The sequence below is a fragment of the Rhodococcus sp. NPDC003348 genome (assembly GCF_053589375.1).
The window spans coordinates 19,612-34,925 of record NZ_JBSFRT010000045.1 but is presented as its reverse complement, the minus strand read 5'-3'; the positions used below and the strand labels follow the sequence as shown (position 1 = coordinate 34,925).

Here is a 15,314-nt window from a genome sequence, read left to right as displayed (position 1 = left end):
CCGGCCGCCGATCAGAGTCGGTGGCGGGTCCGGTACCGGTCGAGATTGCGCCCGGCCAGCCGGCCGATCCACGGCAGGGCCCGCAGGGTGGCACCGGGAATCAGCATGCCCGCCTTGACCATCCAGCCGTCCGAGCGAGGGAGGTTGACCTCGACCCGGGGACGGGCGACGAGGGCGAGCACCCGGTCGGCGACGGCCTGCGGCGCGAGCGGTGCGCCGAGGAAGTTCAGCGGCGATCCCCCGGTTGCGGCCTCGTGCCGCAGCATCGGGGTGTCGACCGACCCCGGGTTGACGATGCTGACGCGCACCCCGGTTTCCGGGTGACGGGCAGCGAGCGAGAGCAGGAAGCCGCGCAGCCCGAATTTCGACGCGCTGTAACCGGGACTTTCCGCGAGCGGCAGCATCCCGCCGATCGAGGCAACCGCGATCACGTGACCGCCCCGGTCCTGCAGCCTCGGGTACAGCGCCCGGGTGAGCTGGATCGGGGCGAGCAGGTTCACCCCGAGTTCACGATCGACCTCTGCCGCCGTCACCCGCTCGAAGGGTGTGGTGACAACGATTCCCGCAACGTGCACGAGCAGGTCACAGGTGTCGATCGACACGGTCAACGCCTCCAGCTGTGCGGGGTCGGCCAGATCGCACGGGTGCGGCCGGATCCGTCCCGGAGCCGAGTCCGCGAGCGCGTTCGCGCGGGCGGCGTCGACATCGACTGCGGTGACGTCGAAGTCGCGCGCGGCGAGTCCCCGGCAGATTGCCGACCCGATGGCTCCGGCCGCCCCGGTGACCAGTGCGCGCTTCACACCGTGACCTTGACGCGGTCGAACATCCCCGGCGTCAGGTCCGCCCAGCCGAGCTCGGCCCGAACCCGGGTCAGGTGGTCACGGAACGCGTGCGAGTCGACGTACGCGCTGTGCCGGTCGGTGCCGATGAACGAGATCCCGCCGCTCAGGTCCGGCCGGTCGGTGGCGATCCTGCGGTCGAAGGCCGCCGCCCGGGCCGGGTTGTGCTGCTGGTCGTGCAGGTAGTGGGCGAGCAGATTGGTCACCTGGTCGAACAGCGTGTACGCGCTCGAGTTGGTCTCCAGGTATCCGACGCCGAACAGGGTGGGCCGCTTCGGGTTGAAGGCCGTGAGATACAGCCGAGGTCGGCCCGCCGCCCAGTCGAAGCAGTCCTGCGGGACGTACGGGATCGCCCAGTCGTAGCCCGTCGCATACAGGACGAGGTCCGCTTCCCGGTGCGATCCGTCGCTGAACTCGACCCGGGGGCCGTCGAATCGCGCGATGTCCGGAACGATCTCGACGTCGCCGTGCTGAAGATGGTGCACCAGTTGGCTGTTGAGCAGCGGGTGCGACTCGAGCAGTTTGTGGTCGGGTCGCGGCAGGCCGAGACGGGTCAGGTCGCCTTGCAGCAGTCGGAGCAGTCCGGTCAGCAGCGGCCGTTCGAGCGTCAGCGGCAGCTTCGGGCCGCGTTCGGCGAACACGTCGGTCGGCGTGCCGAAGATGTGCTTGGGAATCACGTGGTAGCCGCGACGCACGCTGACGTGCGTGCGGACGGCCGCCGCGGCGGCGTCACAGGCGATGTCGGCGCCGGAGTTGCCCAGACCGACGATCACCACCCGTTTGCCGCGGAACTCGTCGAGGTCGCGGTAGGTGACCGCGTGCCGCACCTCGCCGTCGAAACTGCCCGGATGCTCCGGGATCCGGGGCTGCCAGGTCACCCCGGTCGCGCACACCACCGCCCGGTAGCGGCGCACCTCACCTGTCGACAGCCGCACGGACCACCCGTCGCCGGCGGGGATCACCTCGTCCACCCCGGTGTCGAACCGGATCGCGTCGTACAGGCCGTACGCGCGGGCGAAGCTACGCGTGTAGTCGAGGATCTGCCGGTTCCCGGGGTAGTCCGGGAACGAGTCCGGCATCGGGAAGTCGAAGAACCCCGACACCGTGCGGGACGAGATGAAGTGCGCGGACTCGTACATCGGCGTGCCGGGATTGTCGATGTCCCAGATCCCGCCGACGTCGCTGTGCCGTTCGAACTGGTCGTACTCGACACCCAGACGCCGCAGTGCCCGCGCGGCCGACAATCCGGCCGGCCCGGCACCGACGATGCACACTCGATCCATATCCAGTCCCCTTCTCCTCGCCGCACATTCAACCCGCCCGGTCCCTCGATGTCCGGGAATCGCCTCCTCCTGACCTGCTCGGCGGTACCGTGTCGCCGGTCAGGCCACGCGAAAAGGGGTGGACGATGGTCGAACTGAGTCGGCGCCGCTTTCTCGTGGTCGCCGCGGCCGGGATCGGTGCAGGCGCACTGGGAGCGGGGCCTGCAGGCGCCGCCCCCGCGGAGGGGGTGGTGGCCGACGGGCGGGCCCGGTTCCAGGTGCTCAGCCCGACACTGATCCGGCTCGAGTACGCCGACGACGGCCGGTTCGAGGATCGTCCGACGATGCTCGCGTACCGGCGAGACACTCCCGCGCCCAGCTTCTCCCGGGAGACGTCCGGTGACGACCTGGTGCTCCGTACCGGGCGCGTCACCGTGACATACCGGCGCGGCAGCGGTCCGTTCGGACCCGACAACCTGCGAATCACGGTGCGACGCGGCGACTCCGACGTGCTCGCGTCCCCGGCATGGCAGTCCCCCATTGCGACCCCGAGCCCGGCGGGCGCCGGGATGGCCGGCTACCTCGGGCTCGCGTCGGCCGAACCCGGAACCCCCGGCAACCTCGGGGGCTGGCTGCGCAGCCTGGACAGCCGCTCCGGACCCGTCCCGCTGCACGACGGACTGCTCTCCCGCGCCGGCTGGACGTTCCTCGACGACTCGCACAGCGTCCTGCTCGGCGAGGACGGCGCCACCCGCTCGCCCCGCCCCGCCCGCACCGGCGCCTACCAGGACGGCTACCTGTTCGGGTACGGCACCGAGCTGACCGCCGCGTTCGCCGACTACCGATTGCTGTCCGGTGCCGCGCCGCTGCCCCCGCGAAAGGCGCTGGGCGTCTGGTTCTCCCGCTACCACCCGTACAGTGAGCAGGCGTACCGCGACGAGCTGCTGCCCGCGTTCCGGGCCGAACGGGTACCGCTGGACGTGCTGATGGTCGACACCGACTTCAAGGCCCCGCACCGGTGGAACGGCTGGGAGTGGCGAACCGACCTGTTCCCGGATCCGCGTCGGTTCTTCCGCTGGGCGCACGACGAGGGGCTCGCGGTGGGCCTGAACGTGCATCCGTCCATCGCCCGCGGCGACGCCCGGTTCGCCGAAACCGACGCCGCGGGCGGCGGACTGGCCCCGGTGGTGATGCCGAATCTGATCAGCATCCAGTCCGACCCCGGCGGCGTGATCGATGTGCACCACGGCTTCGACTTCGCCGATCCGCGGCAACTCGACGCGTACATGGACCTGCACACCGCGTTCGAGGAGGACGGCGCCGACTTCTGGTGGCTGGACTGGTGTTGCGAGGGGTCGACGGCGGGTCCACCGGACGGGATGTCGGGAGACGCGTGGATCAACTCGCAGTACACCCGCCGGACCCGTGCCCGCGGCAGCAGGTGGCCGACACTGTCGCGCGTCGGCGGCTCCTGGCAGGACTGGGCCGGGGACCGGCCCGGACCGTGGGGCGAGCACCGATCGACGATCCACTTCACCGGTGACGCGCGCTCGACGTGGGAGATGCTCGACTTCCAGACCCGTTTCACCGTCGCCGAGGGCAATGCCGGACTGCCCTACGTCTCGCACGACATCGGTGGATTCCAGGGCGCCCTGGACGACGAGTTGTACACCCGGTGGATCCAGTCCGGCACGTTCGGGCCGATCCTGCGCCTGCACTCCTCCAACAACGGCGACGCGCGGCGCCTGCCCTGGGAGTTCGGAGGCAAGGCCCGCACCGTCGCCGCGGATTTCCTGCGGCTGCGCGGCGAGCTCGTCCCGTACCTGTACACCCTCGCCCGCGAGACCCACGACACCGGACTGCCCCTCGCCCGCGGCATGTACCTGCAGTGGCCGGATCACGAGGACGCGTACGTCCACGACCGGCAGTACACCCTCGGGTCCGACCTGCTGGTCGCGCCGGTGGCGACGCCCGGCGACCCGGCCACCCGGACCGTCTGGTTCCCGCCGGGTGACTGGATCGACTTCTTCACCGGCGAGCGGCGCAGCGGACCCGGTGTCGAGCCGGTGACCGTCCCGCTCGAGCGGGCGCCGGTGTACGCCAGGGCCGGGTCGATCGTGATCCGTCGCCCGTACCAGGACTCCGACGACCAGCGACCGCTCGATCATCTCGTCGTGTCGGTGTTCCCCGGGGCGGACGCACGGTTCACGCTCTACGAGGACGCCGGCGCCGGACTGGACTACGGCGACGGTGCGTTCGCCCGGACCACGATCCGGTGGGACGAGAACTCCAGGATGCTGAGCGTCGAGCCCGTGGTCGGCGGCTTCCCCGGGCTACCCGCCCGCCGCACCCTCGAGGTGCGGGTCGGCGATCGCGCGCCCGTCAGGGTCGAATCCGCGACCGACCGGCAGTGCGACGTCCAGGTCTGAGTCCGGAACGATGTGGGAGCAGGTGGCCGCTCGCACGCGTCAGGGTTCATCGTCTTTCTGCTCGGCGACCCAGGCGGCGATCTGAGCCCGCGATGTGAAACCGAGTTTGATCAGGATGTGCTCGACGTGGCCCTCGACGGTCCGCCGCGAGATCACCAGTTGGGCGGCGATCGCCTTGTTGGTCAGACCCTTTGCCACCAGGCCGGCAACCTGCCGTTCGCGTTTCGTCAGGGTCGCCTCGGTGTCCGCGTTGGTCGACGCGGCCGCGGACGGCTCTCGGAGTGCGTAGGCAACCGCGTCGGCGAAACTCAGAGCCCGGCCCTTGCGGTGGGCTGTCTCGAACGCCCGCTCCCCGATCGCGCCGCGGATCTGACGCTCGCACTGCTCGTGGTGGACGAGCAGGTGCAGGTACAGGAGGGTGGAGGTGCCCACGGCTCGGCGCAGCGACTCGGCTGCTCCGAGCAGGGTCGCGGCCCGCTGCGCGTCGCGCCCGTCGCCCTCGATCCACGCCAGTGCCTCCAGACCCGCGGAGGCGATGAGAGGGTCGTCCACCAGCCTGGTCAGTCGCAGGACCTGTTCCATCAGCCGAACGGCGCGGGTGCCATCACCCTGCCTCCACGCCGCGACACCCGTGGCCCACAGCGAATACGACCGATACACCGATTCGTGACGCGATTTCGTCATCTCGAGCACCCGCTCGTGGCAGGCCGCGGCCCGCGTGGCGTCACCCTGCAGTTCCAGAGTCCATCCGAGCGATTGCAGGACCGCAATCCCCACCCGGGACACCTCGTCCTGGGCGTCGAACCACTCGAGGGCCTCGCTCAGCCGGGTGTGCGCGCGGGAAAGATCACCGCCGTACAGCGCGAGCATTCCGGCGCCGGCAGCGACCAGGGCGTCGCTCGCGGGGTCGGGCGTCTGCTCGGTCAGCGCCTGCCCCTCCTCGACGAGGGCGATCCCCGCGGGCAGGTCGCCCTGCATTCCGGCGAGCAGAGCGTCGGCGTAGAGCGCTCTGATGCGTTCCGCGGCCGGTGGGAGGGGTCGGCGGGCCAGTGCGCGGTCGAGCCAGTGCCGTCCTTCGCTGAGCCGACCGCGCGACACCCAGAAGGGGAACAGGCCGACGGCGATCCGGAGCCCCGCGACGCCCTCGCCGTCACCCGAGTCGGTCAAGGCGAACTCCATCGCCTCACGCAGGTTCGACTGTTCCCGGTCCAGGCGCTCGATCCACTCCAACTGTCGGGGCCCGATCCAGCCGGCCTCCGCATCCAGCGTCATCCTCTGATACCAATCGCGATGCCGGCTGCGCAGGGCCTCGTGCTCGCCGTCCTGCTCCGCCTTCTCCCAACCGTAGGCGCGCAGAGTCTCGAGAATCCGGTAGCGCACCGTGTCGCCGGTCTCCTCGCGCGTCATGATCGACTTGTCGACCAGCGCTGCGACGGTGTCCATCAGGTCCTCCCGATCCAGGTCTCCCCCGCAGATGTCCTGCGCCGCATCCAGTTCGAAGCTACCGGCGAACACCGACAAGCCCGCCCACAACCGCTGTTCCCGCGGGGTGCACAGCTCCCAACTCCAGTCGATCGACAGCCGCAATGTCTGCTGGCGTGGCGGCACGGTGCGCGGGCCGCGGGTCAGCAGCGAGTACCGGTCGGCCAGCCGCTCCAGGACCTGCTCGGGCGACATCGCCCGTAGTCGCGCCGCCGCCAGCTCGATCGCCAGAGGCAGGCCGTCGAGGTGACGGCAGATCTCGGCCACCGTGGCTCGGTTGTCCTCGGTGAGCTCGAATCCCGGCACCGTCGTGGCGGCCCGTTCCGCGAACAGGGTCACCGCGTCGTACCGTGGCGCGCTCCGCACGGATGGAGGTGCGTCCGTGTCGGGAACCGCCAGCGGTGGGACCGGCAGTACCGTTTCCCCGCCGATGTTCAACGGCTCGCGGCTCGTGGTCAGGATCCGAAGCTCCGGGCAGCGGCGAAGCAACGTACCGGCCAGCGCGGCGACCGCGTCGACGACCTGCTCGCAGTTGTCCAGTACCAGCAGCAGGTGCCGGGGGGTGAGGAACTCCACCACCACGTCCTCGAACGTCCGCGCGGACGGATTCCGCACTCCAAGGGCGGCGGCCACCACGTCCACGAGCAACGAACCGTCGCGCAACTCGCCCAGCTCGACCAGGCACACCCCGTCCCGAAACCCGCGCCGCATGTCCGCTGCCGCGTGGAACGCGAGTCGCGTTTTCCCCACCCCGCCGATCCCGGTCAACGTCACCAGACGCGACACGGACAGGCTCTCCTTGACCTCTGTCAGTTCCCGGCGGCGACCGACGAAACTGGAGAGTTCGAGCGGCAACTCCCCTGTGGTACTCGGCACGGCCGGTACGGCGACGGTGCGTCGTCGAACCGACGAGTTCAAGCCACGGACCGACGGCGGACGAGGCGGCGCTCCTTCTCGTCGTCGGCCGACCGAGTCGGGCAACAGGGCCATGTCATCGGCGGTGAGGTCGTTGGCGAGCTGGACCCGGCGCAGCTCGTCCCCGAGATCCGCTGCGGTGGCGGGTCGCTCGTCCGGATCGGCGGACATCGCCCGTTCGACGACCGCGCTCACGTCGTCGCCGACACCCCGTTCACGCAGATCCGGGACGGGCTCGGTGGTGATCCGCAGGAACTGTGCCACCACCTGCTCGCCGGCCCGGCGTTCGAAAGCGGCGTGCCCGGTGAGGGCGCTGAACAGGGTTGCGCCGAGACCGTAGATGTCCGAGGCGGCGCTCGGCGGGTTCCCCCTGAGCACCTCGGGGGCCGTGAACGCCGGCGATCCGGTGACGGTGCCGGTCCTGGTCTCGAATCCGCCGGAGATGTGGGCGATGCCGAAGTCGGTGAGCGCCGGCTCTCCGTACTCGGTGAACAGGATGTTCGCGGGTTTGACATCGCGGTGGACGACACCCAGACGGTGTGCCGTCTCGAGGGCGCCGGCCATCTTCACGCCGAGGCGAAGCGCCTCGGCGAGTGCGAGTGGGCCGTCGCGGCGGATCCGGGCTTCGAGCGAATCGCGCGGGTGGTACTGCATCACGATGTAGGGCCGACCACTGGCGGTTGCGCCGGCCTGCAGGACGCCGACGATGTTCGGGTGTCCCGTCAGGCGGCCCATCGCCCGCTGCTCGCGGACGAACCGTGTTCGGGCCTCTTCGTCGAGGTCGGCGGTGAGGACCTTCACGGCCACGTTGCGTTCCAGCGAGGACTGCACGCAGCGGTAGACCACGCCGAATCCGCCGCGCCCGATTTCGCGTGCCTCGTCGAATCCGGCGGCGCTCAACTCCGCCGCGACGGAAGGAACCACGGCACGCTGCGTCTCGAGCGGATCACGGTCGGCCATCTCGCTGCGCCGCCCTGACTGCTCCGAACTCCGCACCGGGCCGGCACGACCCGTGCACATGCACCATGCGCTCACCTCGGAAGGACTGGCATCCAGGATATGCCGCCGTGGTGAGGACCTCTGGAAAAGAAATTCCGGAAGCTGTCGATTCCGGGCCTCGCCGATCGACTCACAGGTAGCGGCGGGGAACGGCCCCGCCGAGCAACCCGAGGAGTCACCATGCCCCGCTACCTGTCGCTCATCCGGGTCGACGAGCGCACCGCCCCCGCCGACGGCCCCAGCCTGGAATTGATGGAACGCATGGGCGCCCTGCTCGAGGAGGTCACCAAGGCCGGCGTCATGCTCGACACGCAGGGCCTGACCCCCAGCTCGGAGGGCACGCGGATCACGTGGTCGGGAGGCGAGCTCAGCTACACCGACGGCCCCTTCACCGAGAGCAAGGAGGTGGTCGGCGGCTACGCGATCATGCAGTGCAAGGACAAGGCCGAGGCCCTCGAGTGGTCGCGGCGGTTCCTGCGGGTCCACGAGGACTACTGGACCGTCACCCTCGAACTGCGCCAGATCGCCGAGGAGTGACCGTCGCCCGAATTCCGAACGGCCTTGATCTCGAACAACCTTGACTTCGAACAACAGGGCCGCCGGACTCGCCTTGACCGGGCCCCACGGGTTTGCTGTCATCGGACCCGTGGGGTCGCAGTCGGTCGACGAGGCGATCGAGACGGTATTCCGGATCGAGTCGCCGCGGATCATCGCGGCCGCGGCCCGGATCGTGCGGGACGTGGGGACCGCGGAGGAACTGGCCCAGGACGCGCTGGTCGCTGCCCTCGAACAGTGGCCACAGACCGGGATTCCGGACCGGCCGGGCCCGTGGCTGATCGCCACCGCCCGGAATCGGGCGGTCGACCTGGTGCGCAGGCAGCAGAACTACACACGCAAGCTCGCCGAGATCGGCCGCGGTCTCGATGTGGCAGCGGCCCCCGACCTGCCACCGGACCCGGACGAGATCGACGACGACCTGCTGCGGCTGATCTTCGTTGCCTGCCATCCGGTGCTGTCCACCCCGGCGCGGATCGCGTTGACGCTGCGCCTGGTGGGCGGCCTGACCACCTCCGAGATCGCCCGCGCGACGCTGGCGTCGGAATCGACGGTCGCACAGCGCATCGTGCGCGCCAAACGGACCCTCGCCGCCCGGCAGGTGCCGTTCGAGGTTCCCACCGGACCGGACCGGGCCGCCCGATTGTCGTCGGTCCTCGAGGTGGTCTACCTGGTGTTCAACGAGGGCTACTCCGCGACAACCGGTGACGACCTGCTCCGCCCCGGACTGTGCGAGGACGCCCTGCGCCTGGCGCGGGTCCTGGCCGCGCTGATGCCCCGCGAACCCGAAACGCACGGACTGCTGGCACTGCTGAGCCTGCAGGCCTCCCGGACCGCCGCGCGAGTGGACGCAGACGGGGCGCCGGTGCTGCTCGCGGACCAGGATCGGGCCCGCTGGAACCGGCTCCTGATCCGGCTCGGCATGGAGGCCCTGCTGCGCGCCGGCACCGGCCCGTACTCGCTCCAGGCGGCGATCGCCGCCTGCCATGCGCGGGCCGCCACGTACCAGGACACCGACTGGGCCACCATCGCGGCGCTCTACGAACGCCTGTACACGCTGACCCCGTCGCCGGTCGTGGCACTGAACCGTGCCGTCGCGGTGTCCCGGGCCGACGGCCCGGAGGCCGCACTGGTTCTCGTCGACGCCCTCGCCGACGATCCGATGCTGCGCGACTACCACCTGCTGCCGAGTGTCCGCGGCGACCTGCTCGCCCAGCTGGGCCGCGGCGGTGATGCTCGCACCGAGTTCACCCGGGCCGCGGCGCTGACCCAGAACCTCCGCGAGCGGGACCTGCTGTTGCAACGCGCCGAGTCAGTCGGCGACTGACTCGAGTGCCCACGCGGCCGCCGCCGCGACGTCGGACGTCACCGGCACCCCGGAGGGAAGCGGGGGCCGCGACACCATCAGCACCGCGACCCCCAGCTCACGGGCGGCGGTCAGCTTCGCCTCGGTGAGCGCGCCCCCGCTGTTCTTGGTCACCAGAACATCGATCCGGTTGTCGCGCAGCAGTTCCCGCTCGGCGTCGAGCCCGAACGGGCCGCGGTCGAGCAGCAGCGTCGTGGCCGCGGGTGCCGGCCCCTCGGGGGGATCGATGGCGCGGACGAGGAACCAGGCGTCCGACCCGGCGAACGCGTCGACGCCCTGCCGGCCGATGGCGAGGAAGACGCGACGGCCGAGTGCGGGAAGCGCGGCGGCCGCGGCGGCGAGCGAGTCGACCTGTGTCCAGTTGTCCTCCGGTGCCGGTGTCCACGCGGGGCGGCGCAGGATCAGCAGCGGCACACCCGCGGAGGCGGCCGCGGTCGCGGCATTGGCGGTGATCCGGGAAGCGAACGGGTGTGTCGCGTCGACGATCGCGTCGATCCTGTTCGCGCGCAGGTACTCCCGAAGGCCGTCGACGCCGCCGAAACCGCCGACGCGGACCTCGCCGTCGGGCAGACGCGGATTCCGCACCCGGCCGGCCAGCGAGGATTCGACCGCGATCCCCGGTTCGCTCACCAGCGCGGCGGCCAGCGCACGCCCTTCGGACGTACCCCCGAGGATCAGGACGCGTCGCATCAATGGGTGACGCGGGCGCGGCTCGCCGAGTACAGGTAGCTGTCCGGGAACCCGGCCGCACCGAGCACCCGCCCGACGATGATCACCGCGGTCTTCGTCACACCGGCCTCGTGCACCTGCGCCGCGATCGAGTCCACGGTGCCGCGCAGCACGATCTCGTTCGGACGGCTGGCGAACGCCACCACCGCCACCGGGCAGTCGCCGCCGTAGGGGACGCGCAGTTCGTCGACGACCTGATCGATGCGGTGCGCGGCCAGGTGGATCACCAGCGTCGCGCCGCTCGCGCCGAGCGTGGCCAGGTCCTCCCCCTCCGGCATCGCCGTCGACAGGGTCGAGACGCGGGTCAGGACGATGGACTGAGACACCCCGGGGACCGTCAGTTCACGGCCGAGAGTGGCCGCGGCGGCCGCGAATGCCGGGACGCCGGGCACGATCTCGTAGTCCACCCCGGCGGCCTCGAGCCTGCGGACCTGCTCGGCGACCGCGCTGTAGATCGACGGATCGCCGGAGTGCAGCCGCGCGACGTCCTTGCCCTCGCGGTGCGCGAAGACGAGCAGTTCGGTGATCCGATCCAGGCTCAACCGCGCCGTGTCGACGATCTCGGCGCCGTCCGGGCACAGGTCGAGCAGCTCGGCCGGCACCAGGCTGCCCGCGTACAGGCACACCGGGCTCTGCTCGAGGATCCGCGCGCCGCGCAGGGTGATCAGGTCGGCGGCGCCGGGTCCGGCGCCGATGAAACGGACGGTCACGAAAGCTCCTCTGGTGACTGGATCGGGCTCGCGCCCGGGGGCGTCTTCGCGGCGATCCACTGGGCGACCGGCAGCTGAGGGCGCCACGCGGTGAAACCGCCGAGTGCGCTGCCGCGGTAGATCTGGAACTTGCGCAGCCTGCCGCCGTACTCGGCGTGCCAGGCCAGCAGGAGGGCTTCCGACTCGGCGGTGACGGCGTTGACGACGATCCTCCCGCCGACCGGCAACGCCGCCCAGCAGGTCTCGAACACGCCGGGCGCGGTCACGCCGCCACCGAGGAAGATCGCGTCCGGGATCGGCGCGCCGGTCAGCGACTCCGGTGCGGTGCCGCGGACGCCGAGCCCGGGGACACCGAGCCGGGAGGCGTTCGCGGCGATCCGGTCGCGGCGGCGGTCGTCACGCTCGAACCCGATCGCCCGGCAGGTCGGGTCGGTGCGCATCCACTCGATGGCGATGCTGCCCGAGCCGCCGCCGACGTCCCACAGCAGTTCCCCCGGTTCGGGGGCCAGTGCGGCGAGGGTCAGGGTGCGGACCTCCTGCTTGGTCAGCTGGCCGTCCGACTCGAACGCGTCGTCCGGCAGGCCGGGCAGGCGCGTGTGCCGCACCGCGCCCGCGGTGCGCAGACAGTGCAGGGCCAGTAGGTTCAGGGCGTCCCCGGGGGCGCGGTCCCAGCCGGCGGCGGTGCCGGACACCACCGTCTCGGCGGGGCCGCCGAGCTGTTCGAGGACGGTGATCGTGGTGTCCCCGAAACCGTTGTCGCGCAGTAGTTCCGCGACGGTGTCGGGGGTGTGCGCATCCCGACTCAGCACCAGCAGCCGTCGCCCGTGGGCGAGGTCGGGGATCAGCGCCTCGGGCGGCGCCGTCACCAGCGACACCACCGCCGTCTCGTGGAGTGCCCAGCCCAGGCGTGCGCAGGCCAGCGACGCCGACGACGGATGCGCGAGCACCCGAACCCGATCCGCCCCGAGCAGCCGGACCAGGGTGACTCCGATGCCGTGGAACATCGGGTCGCCGCTCGCCAGGACGCAGATGCGCCGACCGTCGTGTTCACCGAACAGGCCCGGCAACGCCGGCACCAGCGGCGACGGCCACGGCACCCGGAGCCGGTTCGAGTCACCGGGTACGAGGTCGAGTTGACGCGCGGACCCCATCAGCACCTCGGCGTCCTCGATCGCGCGCCGAGAGTTCGGAGACAGGCCGTCCCAGCCGTCGGCACCGATCCCGACGACACTGACCGGAGCGCCCGTCAGCACATTTGTGTGATGTCCCATCAACGCGGCATCCGGCGCCAGATCGCCTGCGGCAGCAGCCGCATTACGAAGAACACGAACTGGAGCCGACCGGGGACCGCCACCCGCTCGCGGCCCTTCCCGAGCGCCGCGACCACCGCGTCCGCGACCTGACCCGGAGTGCTCGACATCGGCGCCGGGCTCATCCCCTCGGTCATCCGGCCGATCACGAAACCGGGCCGGACCAGCAGCAGCGAGACCCCGCTGCCGTGCAGGGCGTCACCGAGGCCGCTCGCGAACCCGTCCAGGCCGGCCTTCGCGGACCCGTACACGTAGTTCGCACGCCGCACCCGGACCCCGGCCACCGATGAGAACACCACGATCCGGCCCGACCCCTGCGCGCGCAGCAGCTGCGCCAGGTGCGTCAGCACCGACACCTGCGCGACGTAGTCGGTGTGGATGACGTTCACCGCGTGCTGGGCGTCCGTCTCGGCGCGCGCCTGGTCGCCGAGGACACCGAACGCGAGCACCACGGTGTCGATCGGGCCCAGCTCGACGATCTCGGAGAGCACACGGGCGTGATCGGAGACCTTGTCGGCGTCGAACTCGACGGTGTGCACTGCGGTCGCGCCCGCGGCCTGCAGGGCCCGCCGCTCGGCGTCCAGATCGCCGCTGCGCCGTGCCGCGAGGACAACCGGGCGTCCGGATGCGAGTCGCGTCGCGACCTCGAGACCTATCTCGCTGCGCCCACCGAGAACGACCACCGATCCGACACTCATGCATCCAGTGTGCCGGGCCGTAGCGCTGTGTCCTAACGTCGGGGTATGGCCCGTGCCCCCTTCGATCCCTCCGACCTGACCGCCGAGGCGCTCGCGTTCCTCACCGATCGGCACCTGGCGTCGCTGACGACCCTGCGCCGGGACGGCACCCCGCACGTGGTCGCGGTCGGGTTCACCTGGGATCCGGAGCGGATGCTGGCGAGGGTGATCACGAACGCCGGATCGCAGAAGGCACTCAATGCCGAGCGTGGCGGGTACGGAGCGGTCACGCAGATCGACGGACCCCGCTGGTTGACCCTGGAGGGCACCACCCGGGTCAGTTCGGACCCGGACGACGTCGCGGAGGCCGTCGCCCGCTACACGCGCCGGTACCGACCGCCGCGCGAGAACCCGACCCGGGTGGTCATCGAGATCAACGTCCGGCGTGCGTTGGGGGTGGCCGGGCTCCTCGGCCGCTGAGCCTCAGGCCCTCGACGGCGCCCCGGAACCGCGCCTAGTGTTGTACGGATTACGGGGGCACCCGAGCCGAGGGGCAGTCATGACACGCACAGCAACTCGAGTTTCGATCCTGGTGGGGGCGGCGGCAGCCGCGCTCCTCGCGTCGGTCCCGGCGGCGCAGGCCCTGCCGCCACACCCGTTCGGGCCGCCGGCCCTGACCATCGGCTGCGCCAACCAGGGCAGCCTCATGTCGCTGACCGGGGCCACCGGGCAGTCCGGGCCCGAACCCGGAATCAACCCCGGCGAGATCCGGTTCCAGAGCTTCCCCGCCGCGCCGCCGATCCCGGCCGCCGGTCAGGTGACCGTCGCGTGGGTCAACTACGACACCGGCCAGAACGGGATCGCGAACCTCGAGGGCACCTACCCGTACTACTCGAAGACCGTGTACACCGGGCACGGCAGGGTGATGGCGACGGTGTTCGGCACGATCGACCTCGGCAGCCTGCCGCTGTGTCAGACGAACCCGACGTTCGGCAACTTCATCGTCTGACGCGTCACTACTTGGCGGCCTCCTCGAACGCCGCCGCGTCCTCGGCCCCGAAGCGCTCCTCGAGCACCTCCGGGGTGTAGTCGAGGTCGATCTCCTCGACCGGGCGACCGCGCGCCGACTCGATCGCCCCGAGACGCCGCTGCGCGCGGTCCGCCGCGTAGGCCACGAACTCGTCGTTGTCGAGACCGAAGGGCTGTACCTCGAACTGGTCGTCGACCCAGTTGATCAGGCCCAGGGCAAGCGGCATGAGCTCCGCCATCCGCTGCTGGACCACATCCCAGTTGCCGTCGTCCGCGGCCACGTGCCTGCGGCAGGTGAATGTGCCCCACGCCATGTGCCTGCGCTCGTCGTTGCCGATCAGCCGGATCAACTCCACCATGCCGGGCAGGATGTTCCATTCGGTGCACACCTTCTGCCACGCGAAGTACCCGGTCAACGCGAGGCTGCCCTCGATGACGTGGTTGTAGGTCACTGACGCGCGCACCTGGTTCGCCGGGCTCGGATCCGTCTCGAGAATCCGCAGGGAGCCGGGCAGCTCCTCGTAGAACAGTTGCCGGTAGTAGGGGTTCTCGGCGACGAACGGGTGCAGGTCCCCGGTCAGGCCGACCGCGTCCATCCAGAGCCGGAACACCTGGGTGTGCTTGGCCTCCTCGAAGCAGAACTGCGTCAGATACATCTCGTCGCCGAGCCGGCCCTCCGCGGACATCGCCTTCATGAACGGCTGGATGTCCTCGGTGACAGCCTCCTCACCGGCGATGAACTGCGTGCACAGGTAGGTGGCGCTGCGCTGCTGTTCGCTGGTCAGGCCCTGCCAGTCCTTCGCATCCTGGGTGAAGTCGATCGTCAGTGGGTCCCAGAAGTGCGCGTTGCCCTTGGCGAACAGGCGCAGCGGAAAGGCGTCCCAGTTGAGCCCGCCGGACCTGATCGATCCGAAGCCCTGCCGGGTGAGCGGTGTAGCGGTCATGGCGGCACGTCCTCACGACGGAATGGATGGTGACCTGAGTCACACCCTATGCCTGTGCCGTGCCGCCG

General features: G+C 70.7%; 13 protein-coding genes. 5 read left to right on the top strand and 8 right to left on the bottom strand.

Annotated elements, in window-relative coordinates:
- Positions 1-11 precede the first annotated feature (11 nt).
- Together ACWDU4_RS23645 and ACWDU4_RS23640 are read right to left on the bottom strand one after the other, a co-directional pair.
- Positions 12-800 (bottom strand): SDR family NAD(P)-dependent oxidoreductase, encoded by a 789-nt coding sequence (locus ACWDU4_RS23645; RefSeq protein WP_450116373.1) that lies wholly within the window; start codon positions 798-800, stop codon positions 12-14.
- Entirely contained in the window at positions 797-2,122 is a 1,326-nt protein-coding gene (locus ACWDU4_RS23640; protein WP_450116372.1) for a flavin-containing monooxygenase, read from the bottom strand. The genes ACWDU4_RS23645 and ACWDU4_RS23640 overlap by 4 nt, the downstream gene beginning before the upstream one ends.
- 125 nt (positions 2,123-2,247) lie before the next feature.
- Between ACWDU4_RS23640 and ACWDU4_RS23635 the strand changes: the two genes are divergently transcribed.
- Positions 2,248-4,530, top strand: coding sequence for a TIM-barrel domain-containing protein (locus tag ACWDU4_RS23635; RefSeq protein ID WP_450116371.1), 2,283 nt, complete (start codon positions 2,248-2,250; stop codon positions 4,528-4,530).
- Positions 4,531-4,569: 39 nt separating this feature from the next.
- Here the strand turns inward: ACWDU4_RS23635 and ACWDU4_RS23630 are convergent, their stop codons facing one another.
- Positions 4,570-7,887 (bottom strand): protein kinase domain-containing protein, encoded by a 3,318-nt coding sequence (locus ACWDU4_RS23630; RefSeq protein WP_450116370.1) that lies wholly within the window; start codon positions 7,885-7,887, stop codon positions 4,570-4,572.
- Positions 7,888-8,106: 219 nt separating this feature from the next.
- Here ACWDU4_RS23630 and ACWDU4_RS23625 point away from each other — a divergent pair, with 219 nt between their 5' ends.
- On the top strand, positions 8,107-8,463 hold the full coding sequence (locus ACWDU4_RS23625) for a YciI family protein (RefSeq protein WP_450116369.1): 357 nt from the start codon (positions 8,107-8,109) through the stop codon (positions 8,461-8,463).
- Between the two features lie 109 nt (positions 8,464-8,572).
- Positions 8,573-9,808 carry an RNA polymerase sigma factor gene (locus ACWDU4_RS23620; RefSeq protein WP_450116368.1) on the top strand — a complete coding sequence of 412 codons (1,236 nt, stop codon included), beginning with the start codon at positions 8,573-8,575 and terminating at the stop codon, positions 9,806-9,808.
- Here the strand turns inward: ACWDU4_RS23620 and ACWDU4_RS23615 are convergent.
- Genes ACWDU4_RS23615 through ACWDU4_RS23600 form a run of 4 tightly spaced genes read right to left on the bottom strand, consistent with a single transcriptional unit; the run spans position 9,794 to position 13,294 of the window.
- Complete coding sequence (locus ACWDU4_RS23615; RefSeq protein ID WP_450116386.1) at positions 9,794-10,537, bottom strand: cobalt-precorrin-6A reductase; 744 nt, start codon at positions 10,535-10,537, stop codon at positions 9,794-9,796. The two genes, ACWDU4_RS23620 and ACWDU4_RS23615, sit on opposite strands and share 15 nt — an antisense overlap.
- Positions 10,537-11,286: a precorrin-4 C(11)-methyltransferase gene (cobM, locus tag ACWDU4_RS23610; RefSeq protein WP_450116367.1), complete on the bottom strand. Its 750-nt coding sequence runs from the start codon at positions 11,284-11,286 to the stop codon at positions 10,537-10,539. Before cobM ends, ACWDU4_RS23615 begins: the two co-directional genes overlap by 1 nt.
- The gene (cbiE, locus tag ACWDU4_RS23605; protein ID WP_450116366.1) at positions 11,283-12,557 is read right to left on the bottom strand and encodes a precorrin-6y C5,15-methyltransferase (decarboxylating) subunit CbiE; all 1,275 of its coding nucleotides are present in this window, start codon (positions 12,555-12,557) and stop codon (positions 11,283-11,285) included. Before cbiE ends, cobM begins: the two co-directional genes overlap by 4 nt.
- On the bottom strand, positions 12,557-13,294 hold the full coding sequence (locus ACWDU4_RS23600; protein WP_450116365.1) for an SDR family NAD(P)-dependent oxidoreductase: 738 nt from the start codon (positions 13,292-13,294) through the stop codon (positions 12,557-12,559). The genes cbiE and ACWDU4_RS23600 overlap by 1 nt, the downstream gene beginning before the upstream one ends.
- Before the next feature lie 45 nt (positions 13,295-13,339).
- On the opposite strand from ACWDU4_RS23600, the gene ACWDU4_RS23595 reads away from it, so the two are divergent.
- Positions 13,340-13,753 carry a pyridoxamine 5'-phosphate oxidase family protein gene (locus ACWDU4_RS23595; RefSeq protein WP_450116364.1) on the top strand — a complete coding sequence of 138 codons (414 nt, stop codon included), beginning with the start codon at positions 13,340-13,342 and terminating at the stop codon, positions 13,751-13,753.
- A 79-nt stretch (positions 13,754-13,832) separates the two neighbouring features.
- Positions 13,833-14,282, top strand: coding sequence for a hypothetical protein (locus tag ACWDU4_RS23590; protein WP_450116363.1), 450 nt, complete (start codon positions 13,833-13,835; stop codon positions 14,280-14,282).
- A 7-nt stretch (positions 14,283-14,289) separates the two neighbouring features.
- Here the strand turns inward: ACWDU4_RS23590 and ACWDU4_RS23585 are convergent, their stop codons facing one another.
- Complete coding sequence (locus ACWDU4_RS23585; RefSeq protein ID WP_450116362.1) at positions 14,290-15,246, bottom strand: R2-like ligand-binding oxidase; 957 nt, start codon at positions 15,244-15,246, stop codon at positions 14,290-14,292.
- Between the last annotated feature and the right edge of the window lie 68 nt (positions 15,247-15,314).